The 24,029-nt window shown below is 59.9% G+C and carries 19 protein-coding genes; 15 read left to right on the forward strand and 4 right to left on the reverse strand.

The genetic code is table 11. The features are described from left to right. The first annotated feature begins 186 nt into the window (after positions 1 to 186). From AC1RAC_RS04060 to AC1RAC_RS04105, 10 genes are all read left to right on the forward strand, one after another. Positions 187 to 4,365, forward strand: coding sequence for a dermonecrotic toxin domain-containing protein (locus AC1RAC_RS04060; protein WP_492616279.1), 4,179 nt, complete (start codon positions 187 to 189; stop codon positions 4,363 to 4,365). Between the two features lie 146 nt (positions 4,366 to 4,511). Beyond that, entirely contained in the window at positions 4,512 to 4,946 is a 435-nt protein-coding gene (locus tag AC1RAC_RS04065) for a hypothetical protein (protein ID WP_034127648.1), read from the forward strand. A gap of 434 nt (positions 4,947 to 5,380) precedes the next feature. Further along, positions 5,381 to 6,703 carry an ABC transporter substrate-binding protein gene (locus tag AC1RAC_RS04070; RefSeq protein ID WP_054897451.1) on the forward strand — a complete coding sequence of 441 codons (1,323 nt, stop codon included), beginning with the start codon at positions 5,381 to 5,383 and terminating at the stop codon, positions 6,701 to 6,703. 134 nt (positions 6,704 to 6,837) lie between these two features. Beyond that, the gene (locus AC1RAC_RS04075; RefSeq protein ID WP_014718700.1) at positions 6,838 to 7,728 is read left to right on the forward strand and encodes a carbohydrate ABC transporter permease; all 891 of its coding nucleotides are present in this window, start codon (positions 6,838 to 6,840) and stop codon (positions 7,726 to 7,728) included. A gap of 10 nt (positions 7,729 to 7,738) precedes the next feature. Continuing rightward, on the forward strand, positions 7,739 to 8,569 hold the full coding sequence (locus AC1RAC_RS04080; RefSeq protein WP_005788583.1) for a carbohydrate ABC transporter permease: 831 nt from the start codon (positions 7,739 to 7,741) through the stop codon (positions 8,567 to 8,569). A 22-nt stretch (positions 8,570 to 8,591) separates the two neighbouring features. Then, a complete protein-coding gene (locus AC1RAC_RS04085; protein WP_054897453.1) occupies positions 8,592 to 9,695 on the forward strand; it encodes an ABC transporter ATP-binding protein in 1,104 nt (367 codons plus the stop codon). 18 nt (positions 9,696 to 9,713) lie between these two features. Beyond that, entirely contained in the window at positions 9,714 to 11,195 is a 1,482-nt protein-coding gene (locus AC1RAC_RS04090; RefSeq protein WP_492616280.1) for a mannitol dehydrogenase family protein, read from the forward strand. 138 nt (positions 11,196 to 11,333) lie between these two features. Continuing rightward, positions 11,334 to 12,815 (forward strand): xylulokinase, encoded by a 1,482-nt coding sequence (gene xylB, locus AC1RAC_RS04095; RefSeq protein ID WP_492616281.1) that lies wholly within the window; start codon positions 11,334 to 11,336, stop codon positions 12,813 to 12,815. A gap of 12 nt (positions 12,816 to 12,827) precedes the next feature. Then, positions 12,828 to 13,766 (forward strand): carbohydrate kinase family protein, encoded by a 939-nt coding sequence (locus tag AC1RAC_RS04100; protein WP_089042608.1) that lies wholly within the window; start codon positions 12,828 to 12,830, stop codon positions 13,764 to 13,766. Between the two features lie 143 nt (positions 13,767 to 13,909). Further along, the gene (locus tag AC1RAC_RS04105) at positions 13,910 to 16,510 is read left to right on the forward strand and encodes an autotransporter family protein (RefSeq protein ID WP_492616282.1); all 2,601 of its coding nucleotides are present in this window, start codon (positions 13,910 to 13,912) and stop codon (positions 16,508 to 16,510) included. 70 nt (positions 16,511 to 16,580) lie between these two features. Here the strand turns inward: AC1RAC_RS04105 and AC1RAC_RS04110 are convergent, their stop codons facing one another. Next, the gene (locus AC1RAC_RS04110; protein ID WP_054897458.1) at positions 16,581 to 16,850 is read right to left on the reverse strand and encodes a DUF1652 domain-containing protein; all 270 of its coding nucleotides are present in this window, start codon (positions 16,848 to 16,850) and stop codon (positions 16,581 to 16,583) included. 369 nt (positions 16,851 to 17,219) lie between these two features. On the opposite strand from AC1RAC_RS04110, the gene AC1RAC_RS04115 reads away from it, so the two are divergent. Further along, the gene (locus AC1RAC_RS04115) at positions 17,220 to 17,420 is read left to right on the forward strand and encodes a ParD-like family protein (protein ID WP_003190946.1); all 201 of its coding nucleotides are present in this window, start codon (positions 17,220 to 17,222) and stop codon (positions 17,418 to 17,420) included. Further along, positions 17,420 to 18,190: a type I methionyl aminopeptidase gene (gene map, locus AC1RAC_RS04120; protein ID WP_236282866.1), complete on the forward strand. Its 771-nt coding sequence runs from the start codon at positions 17,420 to 17,422 to the stop codon at positions 18,188 to 18,190. Before AC1RAC_RS04115 ends, map begins: the two co-directional genes overlap by 1 nt. Before the next feature lie 37 nt (positions 18,191 to 18,227). On the opposite strand, the gene sfnG is transcribed toward map, so the two are convergent. Further along, positions 18,228 to 19,352 carry a dimethylsulfone monooxygenase SfnG gene (gene sfnG, locus AC1RAC_RS04125; protein WP_054897460.1) on the reverse strand — a complete coding sequence of 375 codons (1,125 nt, stop codon included), beginning with the start codon at positions 19,350 to 19,352 and terminating at the stop codon, positions 18,228 to 18,230. 586 nt (positions 19,353 to 19,938) lie between these two features. Next, positions 19,939 to 20,724 carry a sulfite exporter TauE/SafE family protein gene (locus tag AC1RAC_RS04130; protein ID WP_054921460.1) on the reverse strand — a complete coding sequence of 262 codons (786 nt, stop codon included), beginning with the start codon at positions 20,722 to 20,724 and terminating at the stop codon, positions 19,939 to 19,941. A gap of 193 nt (positions 20,725 to 20,917) precedes the next feature. On the opposite strand from AC1RAC_RS04130, the gene AC1RAC_RS04135 reads away from it, so the two are divergent. The 3 genes from AC1RAC_RS04135 to AC1RAC_RS04145 all read left to right on the forward strand — a co-directional run bounded on the left by AC1RAC_RS04135 (position 20,918) and on the right by AC1RAC_RS04145 (position 22,727). After that, a complete protein-coding gene (locus AC1RAC_RS04135) occupies positions 20,918 to 21,439 on the forward strand; it encodes a DUF3455 domain-containing protein (protein WP_054921463.1) in 522 nt (173 codons plus the stop codon). Between the two features lie 86 nt (positions 21,440 to 21,525). Beyond that, positions 21,526 to 22,056 (forward strand): sigma-70 family RNA polymerase sigma factor, encoded by a 531-nt coding sequence (locus tag AC1RAC_RS04140; protein WP_034127671.1) that lies wholly within the window; start codon positions 21,526 to 21,528, stop codon positions 22,054 to 22,056. Continuing rightward, positions 22,053 to 22,727, forward strand: a complete 675-nt coding sequence (locus AC1RAC_RS04145) for an anti-sigma factor (RefSeq protein ID WP_057977202.1) — start codon at positions 22,053 to 22,055, stop codon at positions 22,725 to 22,727. The genes AC1RAC_RS04140 and AC1RAC_RS04145 overlap by 4 nt, the downstream gene beginning before the upstream one ends. Here AC1RAC_RS04145 and AC1RAC_RS04150 read toward each other — a convergent pair whose 3' ends face one another. Then, entirely contained in the window at positions 22,728 to 24,029 is a 1,302-nt protein-coding gene (locus tag AC1RAC_RS04150; protein ID WP_072447837.1) for an ATP-binding protein, read from the reverse strand.

Genomic DNA, 24,029 nt, shown 5'->3' on the forward strand with positions numbered 1-24,029 from the left:
GCCCCCATGAGCATTATTGCAACGTACTCGCCCTTACCCACCCCGCCCCGAAATTTGCCTCCATCCCCTGCAACAGTGGACGCGCAAACCAGCTTGATTCGGACCCCACGCAGCCCATCGGCCGGTGTAGTGACCCTGGAAGGCCGAAACACAGCCGAGCCGTTGGTGAGTCAGGCTGACGCGGACATGGCAGATAAACTCGCCACCGCCCTGATGGAGGAGGTCAATGTACACGCTACCAGCCGTTACATGCCGTCTTCCTTCGGCACAGTCCATGACATTCCAACTCACTCAACATTCGGGCAGCTTTGGTCACAGCTGACGCACGCACTCAAAAACGAGCCGTTCGCGACGTTTGCGAAGAATAACAACATCAACCTTTCAAACCTGAAACTAACGCCTTCCGGATTTCTGGATGGCACCATTAACGGCAAACGCAGCAGTTTTTCCAAATACGACGATGGCTTCGAGGAAGCCGCTGTCAACGTCTTCGAGGTTGTGCGCAAACTCTCTACGAACAACGTCCCGATTCTGTATATCGGCGAACACACCGCCACCACCCATGCCGTCGGTGCTTTTTACGCCATGAGGGTTCCGACGACGAAGGCCGAGGCACTCGAGCAAATCCGGGTGTTGCAGGATATCAAGACATTCCCATCGCTACTTGCTCCTGAAGGCAATGCTGCGCGGCCCCACCGACAGGACGTTCAGCACGTCAGGCATATGCGGGATGAAGCCATACAGAACCTTGCGCTGCAGGTCATGCTTGAGCCTGGCAAGTTCCCCCAGGCACAACGCCCGGACGTCGTGCAGCCGCCGGCGCCGCCCGGCAGCGCAGAACCGGCCACCACACCGATCGGAACCTCGAGCGCCACCACTGACCCCGTCGCAGATATTGCCCGTCGCCAGTTTGCCGGTGAGCCCAACGTTTACTCGGTGGTCGCTCGAGTGCTCAGCGACAAGCTGAAGGAAGCCTCTCCAGGGCTGGATTTCGACATCAACCAGATTGCCATTGAAACGCCCGATCCGGACAATCCCTCCAAACCCAAGCGCACACAATTGATGGCACTTGCCTTCGACTACCTGACTGGCGGTGACGCCCCAGACTTCCTCGATTCCGCCAGGGCGTTTGACACGCGTCCCGATCGACTGGCACGCACAGGCACCGCTGCCGACACTCCGCTAGTCCTCGACTTTTCAGCTCTGAGCGGCGTCATGGGTGCGCTGCCGGACCGACTGAACCAGGCCTATGAGGCAAATTTGCGTGAGTACTGGGCCAAACCTGCGTTCAACACGGGCATTGATACCGGTGCCGTTTTCAGCGGCAGTCACCGGACGTTGGTCAGCCGCATTCTGAAAAGCAACCTGCAACTGGCCAGCCTTAAACAATCCGGCCTGGATGATGAACAGCGCAAGACCATCGACATGGTCGTGAGGCATCCCGAAGGCGCCACGCGCCCCGCCCCACTTGACCCCAACTCATCGGGCGCCACCGTCTACAGCCTGGCCGACTCCGCACCGAACATGGTGGTTCATCGCTACCTGGCGCAAGCCAATCGCGACATCCTGCTGCTGGTGGAGCCCAACGGCAAAATCACTCCCTTCAACAGTTGGGATGAGCTCGAAAGCCTGGGCGGTTCAAAGGAAGAGATGACCGGCAATCTGTTCGATGGCCAGGCCGACGTCCTCATCAATCGGCATCTCGGCAGCAGTCTGATTTCCCCTGCCTCCCCACGTGGCCCGGACAGTTCGGTGCAGGCGCCGCCCACACTGCCCGACTGGATGAGCAACGCAGGCGAGGCCGAGCGTTTCATCATGCATGAACTCAGCCTGGGACTGGCCAGTTTCAACCAACTGAACGAAGGCCGCAGCTACAACAGCGATATCAAGGACATCCACACGTTCGCCCAGCAGCAATTCGACTTTTTGCCCAGAAGCAAAAAACTCACGGCGCACCCCGCGGCTAAACTCGAGGTGGTCTTCAAAGTCGCTTATGGGGCACAGGGTACCGCCGGGGAAATCGTCCGCCAGACCATGAGCCTGACAGACATGCTCCTCAATAACTTGTCAGGATTACCCAGCGGCCAGATTGAGGTCTTTTACAATACAGGGCTCAAGTATAAAGGCTCTGACTTCAAAGTCAGGGTGCCGGAGCTAGAGAAAGAAGGCGTACTCAAGCAGTTGGTCGACGACCTTGATATCGGCAAAACCTACCCTGACTTGCTGAGGAAAAAACTGCTTGAGGACCAAACCGAAAAAGCCCGGCGCCAGGCACTGTTCGCTCAGCAGGTACCGCTGGAGCTGCAGTTCAAGGCGCTGGAACTGAGCATCAAGGCAGAGTCCGGTTTCAACACCACGGGTTTTCGCTACGTTCAGGAGCTATTCAAGCCAGGCCCTGGCCCCAGGATCGTTGATGGCCAGGAAATCGTGATCCGACCGCTGGCGTTCGATAACCGGGCCAATGGGAAAACCGATGTGGTCGAAGGCGCCTATCTGATCGAACCCAAGGACAGCACGAACGGCCCGCACATCCTGTACCGCCCCCTGATGGGCGATGCGTCGTTGATGCAGTTTCCAACCCGCCAGGCGCTGCTGGAAGCCATACAGAACAAAGGCAAGCTGCAAAACGACATCCTCGCCTGGTTGCCTGATGAACAGACCCGCAACACCTACAGTGGCAACGGTTTCAAACATCCAAACCTGGTGATATTCGGTTTAAACCTGGGCTCTGTCCCGATGAACAAAACTATTCCCTTGGCCATGGATACCCGCCTGCAACAGACGCTGCAGGCGGGAACATTGATAAACCACCTGTACGAAGCCAACGCCCGCAGCTTGATCACCTTGGCCGGACAGCAATCGACATCCGACGCACAAAGCCGCTGGGCGAGCCTCAAGGAAGGCGGTTTCCTGTTGCTCAATTCTGTCCTGCCAGTATTGCGCGGGCCCGGTGCCATGCTCGGCTTGATGATGCAGTCCCAGGGCATAATCAATGACCTGGGCGTCCTGCTCGATGATGACGCGCAAAATAAAGAGGCGGCCCTGACGGACCTGCTGGTCAACCTGACGACGTTGCTCGCCCAGTTCAAGGAGCGCTCATTGTCGGAGCCTTCAGCCGTCACCTCAAACAGGTCGGCAACCAACACCAGCGTATTGATCGACGGCGATGCACGCCTTACCCCGCCGCCACAACGCTTTCGAATGGGAGGCCCGCTGGAAAAGATCACACCTGTGGACGGTGAGATCCAGACCAATGTAGATACTTACAATCGTAAAGGTGAGGAAGTTAAACGCTTGAATATCATCGGTCACGCGGCCAAGCCTGAAGGTGAGCAAGGAGCGCTGATTGTCGGGGAGAATGACAAAGTCTTTACGGCTGAAGACATCAATAATGAGCTTTTCGCCCGTGGCATTGACATCAGGAATTACCCGGAAGTGCGTTTGCTGGTCTGTTACTCCGCCAAGGGCGGTGATAACTCACTGGCATCACAACTGCACGCGCTGACTGGCGTGCCGGTCAAAGGTTATGAAGGCCCAGTGGACGTGAGTTACACATCTGGTACGGGCATAGACCCTGAGGATATCTACAAAACTGCCCTTGCAAAATACAAGGCAAAGTACCCAAGATTTTCTAAAGCCGACATTATCGAATTGGCAGAGATGGAGTTAAACAAACAACTGAAAGACGTTGATATATTTACCCACGTGGAAAAACAGAGTGGCAAAAAAGTAAATGTTAACTGGGGCACTATTAAAAAACCTCTTTGGGAGGAGATCGAAGTCGATTACCGGCCCAAGCGCTTCGGCTCGTCCAAGAAACGAACAAGTGCGGCCCCTGCCGAAATTCAAAGCCCCTCGAAAGAACTCAACGCCCTGGGTGAGTACAAGGATTTCAAGGATCTACCCGAGCCTGAAAAAATTAAAAACAGTATTGCCTTTACCCCCTCTGAAGACGGCCAGTATGAGTACTTCCTGGATCGACCAGCGGGCAGTAATGAAATCCGATTAAACATCATTGGGCATGGCGACAAAGGTGGAGTGACCTTCAAAAGCGAATTGAAAAATGCGCAGTCTTATTCACCCGAAGCGTTCGTTGGACTGATCGCGCCCATGCTGGAAAAAACCAGCGCTACCCAAATCAGAATGATCAGTAGTAAATCCGGCAGTACAGGTTTCGCTGAAGAGTTATCCAAACGCTTGAACGTTCCCGTGAAGGCCCCCGTCGGTACTGTCACACAGTTCGAAGTCATGAAGGACAGGTATTGGATTTTGGAAAAGCTCCCCAACCCACGTCGACCCCATGACCATGAGTGGAAAATCTTTACTCCCCCCGCCTCCGCCAGCTCGCGAGCTTTGAGGTTATGAGCCCGCGCGCAGGGCGGCGCACCCGTTGACTGAGCAGAGCCTGGCTTGAGCAAGCGCCCACCCGTCTGAACTGGTAGATGTGACAGTTCCCTGGATCACGGCGATTGTGAACTCTGGCTCTGTGAATAGTCCATTGGAGCCCCGTCATGAAGAAAACAGCCACCCCTCGTGCAATCAATGAGTTCAGCCGCTTTGAAATACCCGGAGAGACCTTCGGCTGGACCGGCGAAGGCCAGATACATATCGACAATTACGACAAACAAAGTCGCTGGTTCTCGACATCGGTCAATAGAGACTGGGGCAAAGCGCTGACCGGGGCCGCCGACGTTGAAGTGGTCATCAGGCTGCGCGGCGAACAAGCCGGTGAAACACTCATCGCCGCTCATCCGGAAGGAACAGGACGGCTCAACGACATATCAGTCGAAAAGCCAAGCCTTTATCGGTTCTACATCAGGTCCACGGCGACTGGCGAGGTGTGGGTAAGCTTCAAATTTGACTCCAACCGGAAAATGGTGATCGAGAGCATCAGCGTGCTGGGGCCCGTTCGAAAAAAAACCACTAAAGCACCCATACACCCCTGACGGTCTGTTCACCACGCAAACTGGGCGAGCAATTTGCTCAGCAGGCCAATATGGCGCAAGGCATTCTGCGCTCCGGAGCCAACGAGCCGGTCGAACTCAATGCGGTATGCCAGAACGGTAGCTGGTATGCCTATGACGCGAAAGCACAGGCAGGTTATGGGCCTGTGCTGGAAGGCTTTGTATCGGATACATCGTCAGCCGTTTGGCTGGGGAGTGCCTATAAATAGCAAATAGGCATTACCCCTCTTCGGGTGCCTGATCCGCGCTCGAAGATTCTCAGTGCAAAAAAGTATCAGTCCCAGTGCTCCCAAGGATTTGTCACCGCCGCTTTTGAAGGCTGTAATCAACGCACACTCTTCCTGACTCCTTGTAGGAAGACACAACAACAATAACCGTCCTTCTGTAGCCCCCTGGGCGCGGAAATGGAGTGCGCGATGAAGTTCACAGTAAAAACCCTGCTTGCCTGTTCTTGCATGACTGCATGCATGACCCTCAGCGCCGTCAGCCTTGGCGCGCAAACCCTGACCATTGCCACCGTCAACAACAGCGACATGATCCGCATGCAGAAGCTCTCGAAAACCTTCGAGGCCGAGCACCCGGAGATCAAGCTGAACTGGGTGGTGCTCGAAGAAAACGTGTTGCGCCAACGGCTGACTACCGACATCGCTACCCAGGGCGGGCAGTTCGATGTATTGACCATCGGCATGTACGAAGCCGCACTGTGGGGCGCCAAGGGTTGGCTGGAGCCGATGAAAGACCTGCCGGCTTCCTATGACCTTGATGACGTGTTCCCTTCGGTGCGTGACGGTTTGTCCGTCAAGGGCTCGCTGTACGCCCTGCCGTTCTACGCCGAAAGCTCGATCACCTATTACCGCACCGACCTGTTCAAGGACGCCGGGCTGAGCATGCCTGAGCACCCGACCTGGAGCCAGATCGGCGAATTCGCCGCCAAGCTCACCGACAAGTCCAAAGAGCAATATGGCCTGTGCCTGCGCGGCAAAGCCGGTTGGGGTGAGAACATGGCGCTGATCACCACACTGGCCAACGGCTTCGGCGCGCGCTGGTTCGATGAGAAGTGGCAGCCGGAATTCAACGGCCCCGAGTGGAAGAACGCGCTGAACTTCTACGTCGACAACATGAAGAAATCCGGCCCGCCGGGTGCTTCCAGCAACGGCTTCAACGAGAACCTGGCACTGTTCAACAGCGGCAAGTGCGCGATCTGGGTGGATGCCAGCGTGGCGGGCTCGTTTGTTACCGACAAGAGCCAGAGCAAGGTCGCCGAGCATGTGGGCTTCACGTTTGCGCCCCACGAGAAGACCGACAAGGGCACGTCATGGCTGTATTCCTGGAGCCTGGCGATCCCGACCAGCTCCAAAGCCAAGGATGCCGCCAAGGTATTCACCAGTTGGGCCACCTCCAAGGAATACGGCCAACTTGTGGCCAAGACCGATGGCATCGCCAACGTACCACCGGGCACACGCACCTCGACCTACAGCGAGGAGTACATGAAGGCCGCACCGTTCGCCAAGGTGACGCTGGAATCGCTGAAAGTGGCCGACCCCACCAAGCCGACCGAGAAACCGGTGCCGTATATCGGTATCCAGTTGGTGACCATTCCGGAATTCCAGGCGATTGGTACCCAGGTGGGCAAGTTCTTCTCGGGTGCGCTGACCGGTCAGCAGACCGTCGAGGCTGCATTGACCGCCGCGCAGACCACCACCGAGCGGGAAATGAAGCGGGCCGGTTACCCCAAGTAACCCCATAGCCTGTAGGAGCGAGCTTGCTCGCGAAGGTATTCCAAGCACATCGCGGTGTCGGATGTACCTTTTTCGCGAGCAAGCTCGCTCCTACAGGGCTTTTGCGCACCTGTCTCTATCTGGCCTTGATTATCATGAATACACCCACCAAAAACCGCCTGGCCAACCCCGGCTGGTTTCTCGTCAGCCCCTCGGTGGCCTTGCTGCTGCTGTGGATGATCGTACCGCTGGGCATGACCCTGTACTTTTCGCTGATCCGCTACAACCTGCTCTACCCCGGCGAAAACCAGTTCGTGGGGCTGGAAAACTTCAGCTACTTCATCACCGACTCGGGGTTCCTGCCTGGCGCCACCAATACCCTATTGCTGGTAGGCAGCGTATTGCTGATCAGCGTGGTGTTCGGCGTGTTGATCAGTGCGTTGCTGGAGGCCAGTGAGTTCCTGGGGCGCGGCATCGTGAGGGTAATGCTGATTTCGCCGTTCTTCATCATGCCCACCGTCGGCGCGTTGATCTGGAAGAACCTGATTTTCCACCCGGTGTCGGGGATTCTCGCCGCCGTGTGGAAGTTCTTCGGCGCCGAACCGGTGGACTGGCTGGCGCATTACCCGCTGCTGTCGATCATCATCATTGTGTCGTGGCAATGGCTGCCCTTTGCGATCCTGCTGCTGATGACCGCGATGCAGTCGCTAGACCAAGAGCAAAAGGAAGCGGCACGCCTGGACGGTGCCGGCGCCATTGCGATTTTCTGGCACCTGACCCTGCCCCACCTGGCCCGCCCGATTGCCGTGGTGGTGATGATCGAAACCATCTTCCTGCTCTCGGTGTTCGCCGAAATCTTCACCACCACCAACGGTGGCCCCGGCTACGCCTCGACCAACCTCGCCTACCTGATCTACAACCAGGCGCTGGTGCAGTTCGACGTGGGCATGGCCTCCGCCGGCGGCTTGATTGCCGTGGTCATCGCCAATATCGCGGCGATCATCCTGGTGCGGATGATCGGCAAAAACCTGACTGACAAGCCTTGAGGGCCGCGCCATGACGCTTCAACAATCCCGCCGCCTGCAAAGCCTGTTGCTCGGCACGCTGGCCTGGGCCATTGCGATCCTGATTTTCTTCCCGATCTTCTGGATGGTGCTGACCAGTTTCAAGACCGAAATCGACGCCTTCGCCACGCCGCCGCAGTTCATCTTCACGCCGACGCTGGAGAACTACCTGCACATCAACGAGCGCAGCAACTACTTTGCCTACGCCTGGAACTCGGTGGTGATTTCGTTCAGCGCCACCGCCCTGTGCCTGCTGATTTCGGTACCGGCCGCCTACTCTATGGCGTTCTACGAAACCCAGCGCACCAAGGGCACGCTGCTGTGGATGCTGTCCACCAAGATGCTGCCGCCGGTGGGCGTACTGATGCCGATCTACCTGCTGGCCAAGAGCTTTGGCCTGTTGGATACGCGCATTGCGCTGATCATCATCTACACCCTGATCAACCTGCCGATTGTGGTGTGGATGGTGTACACCTACTTCAAGGACATCCCCAAGGACATCCTCGAAGCCGCCCGCCTGGACGGCGCCACCCTGTGGCAGGAAATGGTGCGCGTGCTGCTGCCAATCGCCAAGGGTGGCCTGGCGTCCACGGTACTGCTGTCGTTGATCCTGTGTTGGAACGAGGCGTTCTGGTCGCTGAACCTGACCTCCTCCAGCGCCGCGCCGTTGACCGCCTTGATCGCCTCCTACTCCAGCCCCGAAGGCTTGTTCTGGGCCAAGCTGTCCGCCGTCTCGACCCTGGCCTGCGCGCCGATCCTGATCTTTGGCTGGATCAGCCAGAAGCAGTTGGTACGCGGTTTGTCCTTTGGCGCCGTCAAATAATAATTCGAAAAGGAGGCCCATCATGGCCAACCTGAAAATCAAGAATCTGCAAAAAGGCTTCGAAGGTTTTTCCATCATCAAGGGCATCGACCTGGAAGTGAACGACAAGGAATTCGTGGTGTTCGTCGGCCCGTCGGGCTGTGGCAAATCCACCCTGCTGCGCCTGATCGCCGGCCTGGAAGAGGTCAGCGACGGCACCATCGAACTCGATGGCCGCGACATCACCGAAGTCACCCCGGCCAAGCGCGACCTGGCCATGGTGTTCCAGACCTACGCGCTGTACCCGCACATGAGCGTGCGCAAGAACATGTCGTTTGCCCTGGACCTGGCGGGTGTCGACAAGAAGCTGGTCGAGAGCAAAGTCAGCGAAGCGGCACGCATCCTTGAGCTGGGGCCTTTGCTGGAGCGCAAGCCCAAGCAACTCTCGGGTGGCCAGCGCCAGCGCGTGGCGATTGGCCGAGCGATTGTGCGTAACCCGAAGATCTTCCTGTTCGACGAACCGCTGTCCAACCTCGACGCCGCACTGCGCGTGCAGATGCGCCTGGAGCTGGCGCGCCTGCATAAAGAACTGCAAGCGACCATGATCTACGTGACCCACGACCAGGTCGAAGCCATGACCCTGGCCGACAAGGTGGTGGTGCTCAACAGTGGGCGCATCGAACAGGTCGGCTCGCCGCTGGAGCTGTACCACCAGCCAGCCAACCTGTTTGTGGCCGGTTTTCTCGGCACGCCGAAGATGGGTTTCCTCAAGGGCCAGGTCACCCGCGTCGACAGCCAAGGCTGCGAGGTGCAACTGGACGCCGGCACCCTGATCAGCCTGCCGTTGAGCGGCGCCGCCCTGAGCGTGGGCAGCGCGGTAACCCTGGGCATTCGCCCGGAACATCTGGAAATCGCCGCGCCAGGGCAAACCACTCTGACCGTGACCGCTGACGTTGGCGAACGCCTGGGCAGCGACACCTTCTGCCACGTCATCACCCGCAACGGCGAACCGCTGACCATGCGTATCCGTGGCGACATGGCCAGCCAATACGGCGAAACGCTGCAGTTGCACCTGGACCCGGCGCACTGCCATCTGTTCGACACCGATGGCGTAGCCGTGGCCCGTCCACTGCGCGCTGCCGCCTGATTTCGTGAGTATTTCCAGATGAAACTGAATAAAGCCAACCTCACCCAACTGGCGCCCGAAGTGCAGGTTCCGACCTACGCGCTTGCCGATGTCCGCCAGGGCATCGCGCACATTGGCGTCGGCGGTTTCCACCGTGCGCACCAGGCGTTCTACACCGATGCCCTGATGAACACCGGCGAGGGCCTGGACTGGGGCATCTGCGGCGTCGGCCTGCGCAGTGAAGACCGCAAGGCCCGCGATGACCTGGCCGGCCAGGATTATTTGTTCACCCTGTATGAACTGGGCGACACCGACGACACGCAAGTGCGCGTGATCGGCTCGATCAGCGACATGCTGCTGGCCGAAGACGGCGCCCAGGCGCTCATCGATAAACTTGCCAGCCCCCAGATCCGCATCGTCTCGCTGACCATCACCGAAGGCGGCTACTGCATCGATGACAGCAACGGCGAGTTCATGGCCCACCTGCCGCAGATCCAGCATGACCTGGCGCACCCGAGAGCGCCGAAAACCGTGTTCGGCTTTATCTGCGCTGCGCTCACCCAGCGCCGCGCCGCTGGCACCCCGGCCTTTACGGTGATGTCCTGCGATAACCTGCCTCACAACGGCGCCGTCACCCGCAAGGCCTTGCTGGCCTTCGCCGCCCTGCACGACGCGGGCCTGCATGACTGGATCAAGGCCAACGTGAGCTTCCCGAATGCCATGGTTGACCGCATCACGCCAATGACCAGCACCGCCCACCGCCTGCAACTGCACGACCAGCACGGGATCGACGATGCCTGGCCGGTGGTGTGCGAGCCGTTTGTGCAGTGGGTGCTGGAAGACAAATTCGTCAACGGCCGCCCGGCCTGGGAAAAGGTCGGCGTGCAGTTCACCGATGACGTCACGCCTTATGAAGAAATGAAGATCGGCCTGCTCAACGGCAGCCACCTGGCCCTCACGTACCTGGGGTTCCTCAAGGGCTACCGGTTCGTTCACGAGACCATGAACGACCCCCTGTTCGTGGCGTATATGCGCGCCTACATGGACCTGGACGTCACGCCGAACCTGGCGCCGGTACCTGGTATCGACCTGACCGAATACAAGCAGACCCTGGTGGATCGCTTTTCCAACCAGGCGATTGCCGACCAGTTGGAGCGCGTATGCTCCGATGGTTCATCGAAGTTTCCCAAGTTCACCGTGCCGACCATCAACCGCCTGATTGCCGACGGCCGCGACACGGACCGTGCCGCCCTGGTGGTGGCGGCCTGGGCGCTGTATTTGAAAGGCGTGGATGAAAACGGCGCGCACTACAGCATCCCGGACCCACGGGCAGCGTTCTGCCAGGAGCTGGTGAGCGATGACGCGCTGATCAGCCAGCGGTTGCTGGGGGTGGAAGAGATTTTTGGCACGGCTATTCCCAAGTCGGCGGCGTTTGTGGCAGCGTTCGAACGTTGCTACGAAAGCCTGCGCGACAAAGGCGTCACAGCCACACTGCAAAACCTCCTGAACAAACCGGATTAAACATGTGGGAGCTGGCTTGCCTGCGAGAGCGGTGGTCCAGTCAACCCTGCGGTGACTGCCAGACCGCTATCGCAGGCAAGCCAGCTCCCACATTGACCGTATTTTCAATCCAACAATAAGACTGCTGAGCACTCCATCATGACCCAGCAAAACCTCTACCTCGGCATCGACTGCGGCACCCAGGGCACCAAGGCCATCGTCCTCGATGCGTCCAGCGGCAAGGTGCTGGGCCTGGGCGCCGCGGCGCACACCTTGATCAGCGGCGCCAATGGCCGTCGTGAACAACACACCCAGGAATGGCTGGACGCCTTCACCGCGGCCACCCATCGCGCCCTGCAACAGGCCGGCGTGGATGGCCAGGACATCCTCGGCATCGGCGTATCCGGCCAGCAACACGGCCTGGTGTTGCTGGATGATCATGGCCAAGTGCTGCGCCCGGCCAAGCTGTGGTGCGACACCGAAACCACGCCGGAGAACGACCGGCTGCTGCAGCATCTGGGTGGCGAACGCGGCTCCCTGGAGCGCCTGGGCGTGGCCATCGCACCAGGCTACACGGTGTCCAAGCTGCTCTGGACCCGTGAACAGCACCCGGAAGTCTTCGCGCGCATTGCCCATATCCTGCTGCCCCACGACTACCTCAACTACTGGCTCACCGGCCGCGCCTGCGCCGAGTATGGCGATGCGTCGGGTACCGGTTACTTCAACGTGCGCCGCCGGGAATGGGATGTGGCGTTGCTCCAGCACATCGACCCCAGTGGCCGCCTGCAAGCCGCTTTGCCGACACTGATCGAGGCCGACCAAGCGGTGGGCACGATCCTGCCGGCCATTGCCGAGCGCCTGGGCATCAACCCCGACGCGGTGGTGTCCAGTGGTGGCGGTGACAATATGATGGGCGCCATTGGCACCGGCAATATCGCCCCCGGCGTGATCACCATGAGCCTGGGCTCGTCGGGCACCGTGTATGCCTTTGCCGACCAGCCAAACATCAGCCCCCAAGCCTCGGTGGCGACCTTCTGCTCCTCCAGCGGCGGTTGGCTGCCGCTGATCTGCACCATGAACTTGACTAACGCCACCGGGGCGATTCGCGAGCTGTTCGAACTGGACCTCGACACCTTCAACGCCCTGGTCGAACAGGCACCCATCGGCGCCGATGGCGTGAGCATGCTGCCGTTCCTCAACGGCGAACGCGTACCCGCCCTGCCCCACGCCACCGGCAGCCTGCAGGGCCTGACCATGACCAACCTGACCCGCGCCAACCTGTGCCGCGCGGTGGTCGAAGGCACCACCTTCGGCCTGCGTTATGGCCTGGACCTGCTGCGCCAGACCGGCCTGCAAAGCCAGAGCATCCGCCTGATCGGTGGCGGCTCGAAAAGCCAGCTGTGGCGGCAGATGGTCGCCGATATCATGCACACCGAAGTGGTGTGTACCGAACAGAGCGAGGCCGCCGCCCTGGGCGCGGCGATCCAGGCGGCGTGGTGCCAGAGCGGCGAACCGCTGGCCAGCCTGTGCGACAAATGCGTGAGCATTGACCCGGCCAGCCGCACCTTACCCGTGGCCGCCAATGTCAGTGCCTATCAACAGGCGTATCAGCGTTATCAACAGCACGTGGCAACCCTTTAAGAGCGAGCAACTATGTATCTGGTGTGTGGTGAAGCGCTGTTTGATTTCTTCAGCGAGGAGGATGCCAGCGGGCAGGCCGCCAAGCTCAATTACAAGGCGATTGCCGGTGGCTCGCCGTTCAACGTCGCGGTGGGTTTGCGCCGCCTGGGGATCGAGTCGGGGTTCTTCGCCGGCCTGTCCACCGATTACCTTGGACGGCGCTTGCAGCAAGTACTGAAAGACGAAGGTATCAGCGAACGCTTTCTGGTTGAGTTCGACGCGCCGACCACCCTGGCGATGGTAGCCGTGGGCGCCAATGGCTCGCCGCAGTACAGCTTTCGCGGCGAAGGGTGTGCCGACCGGCAATTGCAACTGACCCACTTGCCACCTTTGGGCGACGAGATTCGCGGGCTGCATGTGGGCTCGTTTTCGCTGGTGGTGCAACCGATTGGTGACACACTGCTCAGCCTGGTCAAGCGTGAAAGCGGCAAGCGCTTGATCAGCCTCGACCCCAACGTGCGCCTTAACCCGCAGCCCGATATTCACCTGTGGCGCGCACGCGTCGCAGAGCTGGTGCAACACGCCGACCTGATCAAGGTCAGCGACGAAGACCTTCACCTGCTCTACCCCGACCAGACACCGGAAAGCGTGCTGCAAGGTTGGCTACACCACCGTTGCCAACTGGTGTTCCTCACCCGTGGGGGCGATGGCGCGTCGGTGTTCAGCCGCCAGCATGGCACCTGGTCGCAACCAGCCGTCAAGGTGGTGATGGCCGATACGGTGGGCGCTGGTGATACCTTCCAGGCGGCGCTGATTGCGTGGCTCACGGAACAGCAGTTGGATTCGGTTGACGGGCTGCAAAGCCTCAGTCGCGAGCAGATCGACGCCATGCTGGGCTTCGCGATTCGGGCTGCCGCACTGACCTGCGGCAAGACCGGCCCAGACCTGCCCTATCGTCAACAACTGGCTTGAGCTGAGCGGCCAAAACTCAAAGTGCCATCACGCAGGCCACGTATTCCGTGGCCTGCGCGCCATGCATAAAAAATTGCGCTACTGGAAAACTGTGCTAAACCCAAAAACAGGAGCAGTTATTACAACAAACCCAGGACACACCCATGCAAAAGCCCAGTGGTTTCTCGACCCGGGCCGTTTTAGCTGTCGGCCTCATCTCACTGCAGTACATGATCCCTCAACCCTCTCATGCCGCCTGCGTTCTCACCCCGGGAACCGGTAACGATACCTATACATGCGACAGCGGCAGCAGTCCCGGCCTTACCGACCTTTCCGGGGATAACCATCTGACCCTCCCCGCAGGCGGCACCGGCACCATCAACGGTAATGTCACCTTTGGCCCTGGCGTGGATACGGTGCGCATAGAGTCCGGGCAGATCACCGGCGCGGTGCAACAAGGGGCTGGCATCGATGACTTCGTCATGCTCGGAGGGCAAATACAGGCGCTGTTCCACGGCGATGGGCTCGACACCTTCAGGATGGAGGGAGGCACCATCGTCGATGCCTTTGAGGACGGCGATGTGGCCTACCAGAGCGGTGGCACGATTGGCCGAGTGAATATGAAGCTGGACAAGAACCTCTATGACATGTCCGGAGGCGCCATCCTGGGCAACCTGGTCACCGGTTTTGATACTGACACCATCATCATTTCCGCTGGCAGCATCGGCGGCAATATCAGCACCAGCGGTGGTGACGACAGCATTACCGTGAGTGGCGGCGTGATCAGTGGTGAGATCCGTGCCAGCGTCGGCAACGACACTTTCCGGTGGCTTGACGGTGGGCAGATCAAGTCCTCGGTGTTGATGGGCGATGGTGACGACACCGCCCTGCTGCGCGGCTTGAATGAAAGCCTGCTGGCCACCACACCCTCCGTCGATGGTGGCCTGGGCAACGATGAATTGACCTTCGACACAACGACATCCAGCACCGCGGCCCGCTATATCGGCTGGGAGACCGTCAACCTCACCAACCACTCACGCCTGGACCTGGCCGGGGATTTTTTCCTCGGTGACAGTGGCAGCAATACCGGCACGTTCAACATCGACGGCAGCAGTACCCTGGCCGTGACCCAAGGCAGCATCCGCCCCTACACCGCCGGGCAACTGGCGACGCTCAATAACGCCGGCACTGTCGACATGACCACCGACAACAGCGCGACCAGCGTATTGACGGTGCATGGCAACTACGTGGGCAACAACGGCCAGTTGCACCTGCAGACCGTACTGGGCGACGAAAACTCTGCCACCGACAAGCTGGTAGTGTCCGACGGCAACATCAGCGGTCACACCCAATTGAGCGTCAACAACCTCGGCGGTATCGGCGGGCTGACCCAGAACAACGGTATCGAAGTGGTCCAGGCGCTCAACGGCGCCGTCAGCACCAACGATGCGTTCGCCTTGAAGGGCTCGGTCTCCGCCGGAGCTTATGAATACCTGCTGTTCAAGGGCGGCACCACCGCCAATACAGAAAACAGCTGGTTCCTTCGTTCCTCGGTGGTGGCCGTGCAACCGCCTGCGGTCCCACCCGTACCGCCGACACCGCCCGTGGTGGTGCCGGTGCCGCCGATACCCGCCACTCCACCTGTAGTGGATTCGGATGAACCTTCTGTGGAACCACCCACTGCGCAACCGCAGCCCCCGATCGAGCCTGCCGCGCCACCGCCCAGCCAAGTCGCCGCGGCCACGTCGCCGCAATCGGCGGCGAGTAACCCTGTGCTTCCTACCGCCGTGGCAGGTGCCGCGCCGATTCCACTGTATCGCCTGGAAGTTCCGGTCTACTCCGTAGACATCCCCGCTGCGCAACTGATGACGTTGCAGGCTCTGGGCACCTTCCATGAACGCCAGGGCGAGCAAAGCCTGCTGACCGAGACCGGTGCAGTGCCGGCAGGTTGGGGCCGCGCCTATGGCAGTGATTTCAACAAAAGCTGGTCGGGCACCGTGGCGCCGAATTTTGACGGCACGGTCAAGGGCTATCAGGTTGGCCATGACCTTTACGCCGCCGAAACCAGCGGCGGGCAGACGCAACGCCTTGGCCTCTTTATCGGCCAGAGCCGCCTGCGCGGCGACGTGAAGGGCTTTGCAATGGGCTGGCAGAACCATCGCTCCGGGCGGGTCAAACTCGACGGCGACAACTTCGGCGCTTACTGGACACTCACCGATCCGACCGGCTGGTACGTCGACCTGGTGGCCATGGGTACCCGCCTGGATGGCGACAACAAGTCCGACCGAGGGGTGAAGATGGATACCAAGGGCCACGCCTTGGCGTTATCCGCCGAGGCCGGCTACCCGTTCAGGCTGTCCGAGCATTGGGAGATGGAACCTCAGGCCCAAGTCATCGGCCAGAAGATCGATCTGGACAGTCAGCACGATGGCATTTCCAAGGTCTCTTTCGACTCCCAGGAGTATTGGACCGGCCGCATCGGCGCACGCCTCAAGGGCCGCTATCTGGTCAGCAACACACCCGTGGAGCCGTACCTACGGGCGAATGTCTGGCACACCTTCGGCGGTAGCGACACGGTGACGTTCGACAAGGTGGACCGGATCAAGAGCGATCACAAGTCCTCCACGGCTGATATTGGTGTCGGTGTTGTAGCTCAATTGTCATCCGCGTTCAGCGTTTATATGGAGGGTAACTATGGCACCCAACTGGACGACAACAACTTTGAGGGTGTCAGTGGCAATCTCGGCGTAAGAGTGCGCTGGTAAACAGGAAGGACGTCAACATTGGGCCTGGCAACTACCAGGCCCATGGGGTCAACTTACACTCAAGCATCCGCTAGTAATAACCGCGCGCGCCGGCTCGTTGCAGTACCGGTGCGTGGCTTTGCTTGAGGTCCTCACGCAACCCGGTGATCAGGTTGCAAATCGCTCGACTGCTGTCGAGCTTGTCAGGGTGTATACCTTTGACTTCCAAATCCACCCGGTCCCGGTCGCGGTCGTCGTAGACCTTGATCGTCAACGAGGCATCTTCGGCTTTGGTGCATTCGCACCGTTTAGGCAGGAAACTCCCTTCAATGATGCTGCGAAGCTCTAGTTCTGAAAGCATGGCTAACCTCTCCTTTTTTGAGACTGCCAACAGTTATATGTATCCGACAGGCACTTGCCTGCCACGTCTTGCCAACCCTGGAAGACGCTTTCAATCAGTAAGCCTACTCGGCAAAAACTGTGGTGGTTGTAACCTTTCCTCATAAGCAAACCGCTTGCTCATATTAAAGAAGACAACCTGTTTGGCATCATCGTCGAACTACATCGATTAAACGTTTAACCCGCAGCGTGGGGACCGGCGTTTATGTGGAAATCCTTTTTTCGGCAACATATCGCAACCAATCAACCCATCACCGTTCAGCCGAAGGCGGTTTGCGATAAACATACGAAACATATACGATTCGTATATCAATTAAACACAGTGAACCTTATGGGCATCGTCAAGATCACCGATCAGCTGCACGAACAACTGCGCCTGGCCAGCGCCGCCATGGACCGCTCCATCAACGCCCAGGCCGAGTTCTGGATCAAGATCGGCCTGCTCGCCGAACTCAACCCGCACCTGCCCTACAACGAGCTGATCAACAAGCTGTTGCTGGACAAACCCGACCTGATCCGAGGGCGCAGCTGATGATCAAGACTCCCGCACAATTGGCCGTAATGCGTGAAGCCGGGCGCCTGTTGGCGCAAGTCTTCGACATGCTCGACGGCTTCGTCGCCGCCGGCCGCTCTACCCTGGAGCTGGACAGCGCCGTCGAAGCCTTCATCCGCAATGACCTCAAGGCCCGCCCTGCCAGCCTTGGGCAGTACGACTACCCCTTCTGCATCAACACCTCGATCAACGAAGTGGTGTGCCACGGCATGCCCAGCGCCAAGCAATTGCTCAAGGACGGCGACATCATCAACATCGACATCACCCTGGAAAAAGGCGGCTTCATTGCCGACTCCAGCAAGATGTACATGATCGGCAACGTGACGCCCAAGGCCAGGCGCCTGGTGGACATGACCTTCGAGGCGATGTGGGCCGGTATACGCCAGGTCAAGCCCGGGGCGCGCCTGGGCGATATCGGCCATGCTATCCAGAGCCATGCGCAAGCCAACGGCTACAGCGTGGTGCGCGAATACTGCGGCCACGGCATCGGCCGACAAATGCACGAAGAACCGCAAATTCTGCACTTCGGCCGGCCTGGCACCGGCCTGGAACTGCGCGAAGGCATGGTGTTTACCATCGAACCGATGCTTAACCAGGGCAGCGCCAAAACCCGCAGCCTGAAAGACGGCTGGACGGTGGTCACCAAGGACAACAGCCTCTCGGCGCAATGGGAACATACCGTGGCGGTGACGGCGGACGGGTTTGAGGTGTTGACCTTGCAAGCCACTCAAAACCTTCACACCCTGTAGGAGCGAGCTTGCTCGCGAAGGCCTCAAGGACTGCGCGTTAAACCAGGCTACCCACTTCTTCGTTGACGTTTTTCGCGAGCGAGCTCGCTCCTACAGTGGCCTTGGCTTCAAGCTCGCGCACCAGCGGCAATACGCGTTTGCCGAAATACTCCACCTCTTCCTGGAAGTGCAGAAAGCCTGCCAGCACCAAGTCCACACCCACGGCCTTGAGTGCCACGATGCGCTCGGCGATCTGCTGCGGGGTGCCAATCAGGTTGGTCTTGAAGCCATCGTTGTATTGCACCAGGTCCTCAAAGCTGGACTTGGCCCAGTTCCCCTCGCCCTCCGGCGACGCCTTGCCCGCTTGCCTGGCCGCGTCACCAAAGGCGTTGACCGCCTCCGGGTCGGCTTGGTCGATAATCTGCGCCAGCACCGCCCGTGCCTCCTCCTCCGTGTCGCGGGCGATCACGAAGGCGTTCACGCCCACCTTCACCGAATGCTGGTTGGCAGCGGCCTTGGCACGGATATCATCGACCTGGGCCTTGACCCCTTCAGGCGTGTTGCCATTGGTGAAATACCAATCCGACACCCGCGCCGCCATGTCCCGAGCCGCCCGCGAACTGCCACCCTGGAAGATTTCCGGCTGGCCCAGGGGTTTGGGCTTGAGGGTGTATTGGTTGAACCGATAGAAATCGCCCTTGAAGGTGAAATCGTCCTGGGTCCAGATGCCTTTGAGAGCACGGATAAACTCTTCGGAACGCCGATAGCGCTCATCATGCTCCAACCAATGTTCGCCAATGGCCTGGAACTCGCCCTTGAACCAGCCACTGACGATATTCACCGCAATACGGCCATTGGTCAGTTGGTCGATGGTCGCCAATTGCTTGGCCGCCAACGCCGGTTGCCACGGCCCGGGCAGGATCGCCGCGATGACCTTGAGGGTGGTGGTCGCCGCCAGCAACGCATGGCTGAACGCCACAGACTCATGCTGGTTCTCGGCACCGTAACCTGCGGTGAAGCGAATCTGCGTCAAGCCATACTCAAAACCCGCCGCCTCCGCCAGTTGCGCCAGTTTGCGGTTGTAATCAATACCCCAGTGGGTGCGTTGTTCAATCTTGCTGACGACCAACCCACCGCTGACGTTGGGCACCCAATAGGCAAATTTCACGGCTTGCTGACTCATCGGACGGTACCTCGTACAAGGGATTTACAAGGGCTTACGCAGCAAGCGTGCCAGGGGCAGGCAAATGCCCGTAGCCTGGGGGTTGCGGAAAAAAAGGGGGATTGAAGCGATGGCTTGCCAGTGTCTGGGATCGCAGCAGTTTGTGGATCTGCTGTTGCTGGAGCAACAGTTGCGACCAGCACCAAGCGTACCCACGATGCGAAGCGAGTCGCTCTTGATCTTGATCTGCTTTTGATCTCAGGCGCCCCGTTAAACCACGCTGGCCGGAATTCGACAGGGATTTGGGGGGTAAACCGGCAGGGATGCCGGTTTAGCTGCCCCGCGCCATGGATGGCGCGTGGCGGCGGCCCCCCAAATCACTGGCGGATTACGGGCACACCGAGCCTAAGCGAGGTGCCGAGTGGTGGGGCAAGAGCCCTTTGGTTACTTTGGGGCTTTTCCAAAGTGACCCGCCGTAAGGGCGGACCCCTAGGTGGCCGTTACCGCAGGAATGGATATGTACTCGGTATAACGGTGTCGACTGTGAGGCCGCCTTCGCAGGCAAGCCAGCTCCCACATTTGGATCGTGGGGTGTCAGGCCACTCACTCAGAACGCCAACTTGTACCCCACCGCCATCAACATCACCGCCAGGCACGGCCGCAGTACCCCGTCGGGAATCCTGCCGGTCATATGGCTGCCAACGTAGATCCCCGGCAGCGACCCCATCAGCAAAAAGCCCAGCAGATGCCAGTCCATGTTCCCCATGCTGGCATGGCCCAGGCCCGCCACCAAGGTCAGGGGCACGGCATGGGCGATCTCGGTGCCAACCAGGCGCCGCGTGGCCAGGAACGGGTACAGGATAAACAGCGCCACCGTGCCGAGGGCGCCGGCGCCGATCGAGGTCAGGGCCACCATGGTGCCAAGGATCGCACCTGTCACAACAGTGAGCGCATTCAGATTGCGCGGGCGCAGATGGTAGGAGTCGCCAGCATGACGCTGGGCAAAGGCCAACAGGCTTTTCTTGAACAGGATCGCCAGGGCCGTCAGCAGCAATACCACGCCAAGGGCCTGCTTGATCACCGCGTTCATCGCGCTGGGGTCGGTGTGCAGGCTGGCCAGGAACCATAACGTCAGCAACACCGCCGGCACGCTGCCCAGGGTGAGCCAGCCGGTGATGGTCCAGTCGATGTTCTTGTTCTTGCTGTGTACCAGCACACCACCGGACTTGGTGATCGCGGCGTACAGCAGGTCGGTGCCCACCGCAGTGGCTGGGTTGATGCCAAACCACAGCAGGATCGGGGTCATCAGCGAACCGCCGCCCACCCCCGTCATGCCCACGATAAAACCCACGATCAGGCCGGCAACCACGAAACCAATATTACCTACATCCATTCCAGCTACCCGAGGCCTTATAAATTTCTGGCCGCAGGATAGCGATTTTTCTTATAACCACTTATACCGATGCGATCTGAGTTTATGCTTTTTTGGAAATCTTCACTTTTTTCGCAAAGCCCTGCATCCAATGGGCGGGCCTGGGCCGTAGTCATCAACGTAACCCTGCTGTTCTACCCAATGGAGAAACACCATGAACGCTAAAACACTGCTGTGCCTGTCCAGCTTGCTCCTCGCCGCACCGTCGGCGTTTGCCCAGGCGGGCCTGCCGGACAGCATCAAGGTGCCGGATGGCCACAAGGTGGCGATGCAAACCACCGGGGTCGGCGAAATCACCTATGAATGCCGCGACAAGGCCAGCGCTGCCGGCCAGACCGAGTGGACCTTCGTCGGCCCCAAAGCCGTGTTGAACGACCGTAATGGCCAGCAGGTCGGCACCTACTTCGGCCCACCTGCCACGTGGCAGGCCAAGGACGGCTCGACCATCACCGGCACGCAATTGGCCGTGGCGCCGTCGAGCCCCGGTAACCTGCCCTATCAACTGGTCAAGGCCAACCCGGCCGAGGGCAAAGGTGCGATGAGTGGCGTGGCGTATATCCAGCGGGTTGCCCTCAAGGGCGGAGTCGCTCCCGCTACGCCATGCACCACGGCGAACAAAGGCGCCAAGGAAGGGGTGAAATACCAGGCGGACTACATCTTCTGGGCCGCCAACTGAGCAAACTCAGCTACGCTGGCCAGGTAGGCGCGAGCAACCTCGCGCCTACCACGCGTAGACGTCTCCTCAGTGGCAGGAATTCTGGTTTGGCTGAAATCATCTTTGATTATGAAGTGTGCCTGTTAGCCTGCGCCCGCGGCGATCATCGCGCCCTGCACCAACTCTATGAGCAGGACAGCAGCCGCTTGCTCGGTGTGGCGCTGCGCATTACCCGCAACAAGGCACTGGCCGAGGACATCGTGCATGACGCCTTTATCAAGATCTGGCACGGCGCGCGCAGTTTCGACCCCCTGCGAGGTTCCGCACGGGGTTGGGTGTTCAGCGTGACTCGCCACCTGGCCCTGGACGTTGTACGCAGCGCCGGGCGTGACGTGCCACTGGACGACCAGTATGAACCGATGGCAGAGCCTGCCCAGACCGTTGAGTTTGCGGCACGCTCCGGGCAGATCCACCAGTGCCTGGAGCAGCTCGACCCGACACGCCGCACCTGCATCCTGCACGCCTATGTGGACGGTTACTCCCACAGCGAAATTGCGCAAAAACTCAGTACCCCTCTGGGTACCGTCAAAGCCTGGATCAAACGCAGCCTCGCCGCCTTGCGGGAGTGCATGGCATGAACGACAGCCTGGATGAACTGGCCAGTGAATACGTGCTGGGGACACTGCCCGCCGAACAGCGCGCAGAGGTGCAACAACGCCTGGCCCATGATGCGGCACTGCGTGCAGCGGTGGATGCCTGGGAGCAGCGTCTGTTGCCTCTGGTCGCGCTGGCACAACCGGTGCCGCCTTCGGCACAGCTGTGGCGGCGCATTGAACGCGGAATCAAAGCCCCCGAAACGAGCGTGGCGTGGTGGAACCTGCTGGCGTTCTGGCGCGGGCTTTCTGCCGCGGGCCTGATGGCAAGCGTGGTGCTGGCGGCTTTATTACTGACGCGCCCGCCCATCACCACACCCAGCTTCGTGGTGGTGCTGATGGCGCCGCAAAGCCAGGCACCGGGCTGGGTGGTGCAGGCCAGTGATAATCAGCAGATCCAGTTGATTCCACTAGGGGTGATCGAGATTCCTGCCGACAAAGCCCTGGAGTTCTGGACCAAGGGCGATGGCTGGCAGGGGCCCGTATCCCTGGGGCTGGTCAAGCCGGGGCAGACCTTGTCGGTGCCGCTGGACAAGCTGCCGCCGCTGGCGCCGAACCAGTTGTTTGAACTGACGCTGGAAGGGCCCAATGGCTCGCCCACCGGCAAACCCACCGGGCCGATCCACGGGATCGGCCGCGCAGTCAAAGTGCTTTGATCACGAAAGGTTAGGTAGCCACACACGAAACCGCGCCCCACCCAAGGGAGACGCCAAGGCCGTCAAAGTGCCGCCTTGGGCCTCCAGGGCGCGCCGGCTGATCGCCAGGCCCAGGCCAAAGCCACCGGTTGCGCGGTCGCGGCTACGGTCCAGGCGGTAGAACGGCTCGAAGATGCGCTCGCGCTGCTCCGCCGGTATGCCGATGCCATCGTCGTCCACCCAGATTTCACAGCCTTTGGGGCATACCCGCACGCCCACCTGGATGCGTTTGTCGCAGTAGCGCGTCGCATTGCGCAGCAGGTTCTGCAAGGCCCTGGCAGTCAGGCGCGGGTCGAGGCTGAAGCGCTCCACGGCACAATCGAGGACCACATCGATGACAATATCGGGGTTCTCCAGCTCATCGTCGACGCTGCCCAACACGCTGTCGATAAACTCGTCGAGCGCCACTTCTACCCGCTCGGGCAATTGCGCCGGGTTTTGCAGGCGGCTGTAAGACAGCAATTCCAGCACCAGCTCATCCAGCTCCCGAATATGCGCCACCAGGCTTTGCAGGCGCTCGCGGCTGGCCGGGGGCAAATCTTCGGAAAGCGCCAGGGCCAGCCCGAAATCCAGGCGGGTGAGCGGTGTGCGCAGTTCATGGGAGACCGCATTGAGCAAATCGCGCTGCTGGTTCAAGAGGCGCTCGATATCGTCGGCCATGGTGTCGAATACCGCCGCCAGGCCGCCGATGCTGGAGCTGGGTGCGAGCCCCGTACGCGCCTCCAGATGGCCCTTGCCCAATAACGCGGCGGTACTTTTCAAACGCTCCAGGTCACGCCAGTGCGGACGCAGCCACACCAGCAGGCACGCCAGCAAGGCGGCACCGACCAGCACGTTCATCGACCAGTACAGCAGGTTCATGTCCAACGGGTCTGGCGGTACGGTCAGCTTGACCGCGAACTGCTGGTTGATCGGCGAACTGATTTCCTCCATCCAGCCCCATTCGCCCAGGCGGATCACTGGCTTGCCTTGCTCCAGCAGCTGTTCTTCCTCAGGGGTGTAGCGGGCGTCCTGGCGCAGCAACAGTTGCACTTTCAAGGGTGCAAAATCGCGGCTCAACTGGTCGGTCACCTGGGACCAGCGCTCCACCGGTGCGCGCTGGTACTGCTTGACCATGAGTTTTTGCAGGCCGCGGGACTGTTCGATGTTGTAGTCCATGTAGCGGTGTTCGAACAGCTGGATCACCAGCTTGGGAATCAGGTAAATCGCCGCACTGTAGGTGACGATGGTGATCAGGTAGAGGCGCAGCAGTACGCGAAACAT

This window comes from Pseudomonas sp. GW823-FHT02F05, from assembly GCF_058797315.1.

Coding starts and splice junctions, on each gene's coding strand:
- sfnG (WP_054897460.1), bottom strand. CDS start 19,352: ATGAGTCAGCAAGCCGTGAAATTTGCCTATTGGGTGCCCAACGTCAGC.
- AC1RAC_RS04065 (WP_034127648.1), top strand. CDS start 4,512: ATGAAGAAAACAGCCACCCCTCGTGCAATCAATGAGTTCAGCCGCTTT.
- AC1RAC_RS04110 (WP_054897458.1), bottom strand. CDS start 16,850: ATGCTTTCAGAACTAGAGCTTCGCAGCATCATTGAAGGGAGTTTCCTG.
- AC1RAC_RS04075 (WP_014718700.1), top strand. CDS start 6,838: ATGAATACACCCACCAAAAACCGCCTGGCCAACCCCGGCTGGTTTCTC.
- AC1RAC_RS04105 (WP_492616282.1), top strand. CDS start 13,910: ATGCAAAAGCCCAGTGGTTTCTCGACCCGGGCCGTTTTAGCTGTCGGC.
- AC1RAC_RS04145 (WP_057977202.1), top strand. CDS start 22,053: ATGAACGACAGCCTGGATGAACTGGCCAGTGAATACGTGCTGGGGACA.
- AC1RAC_RS04070 (WP_054897451.1), top strand. CDS start 5,381: ATGAAGTTCACAGTAAAAACCCTGCTTGCCTGTTCTTGCATGACTGCA.
- AC1RAC_RS04060 (WP_492616279.1), top strand. CDS start 187: ATGGCAGATAAACTCGCCACCGCCCTGATGGAGGAGGTCAATGTACAC.
- AC1RAC_RS04090 (WP_492616280.1), top strand. CDS start 9,714: ATGAAACTGAATAAAGCCAACCTCACCCAACTGGCGCCCGAAGTGCAG.
- AC1RAC_RS04150 (WP_072447837.1), bottom strand. CDS start 24,029: ATGTTTCGCGTACTGCTGCGCCTCTACCTGATCACCATCGTCACCTAC.
- AC1RAC_RS04100 (WP_089042608.1), top strand. CDS start 12,828: ATGTATCTGGTGTGTGGTGAAGCGCTGTTTGATTTCTTCAGCGAGGAG.
- AC1RAC_RS04080 (WP_005788583.1), top strand. CDS start 7,739: ATGACGCTTCAACAATCCCGCCGCCTGCAAAGCCTGTTGCTCGGCACG.
- xylB (WP_492616281.1), top strand. CDS start 11,334: ATGACCCAGCAAAACCTCTACCTCGGCATCGACTGCGGCACCCAGGGC.
- AC1RAC_RS04135 (WP_054921463.1), top strand. CDS start 20,918: ATGAACGCTAAAACACTGCTGTGCCTGTCCAGCTTGCTCCTCGCCGCA.
- AC1RAC_RS04115 (WP_003190946.1), top strand. CDS start 17,220: ATGGGCATCGTCAAGATCACCGATCAGCTGCACGAACAACTGCGCCTG.
- map (WP_236282866.1), top strand. CDS start 17,420: ATGATCAAGACTCCCGCACAATTGGCCGTAATGCGTGAAGCCGGGCGC.
- AC1RAC_RS04085 (WP_054897453.1), top strand. CDS start 8,592: ATGGCCAACCTGAAAATCAAGAATCTGCAAAAAGGCTTCGAAGGTTTT.
- AC1RAC_RS04130 (WP_054921460.1), bottom strand. CDS start 20,724: ATGGATGTAGGTAATATTGGTTTCGTGGTTGCCGGCCTGATCGTGGGT.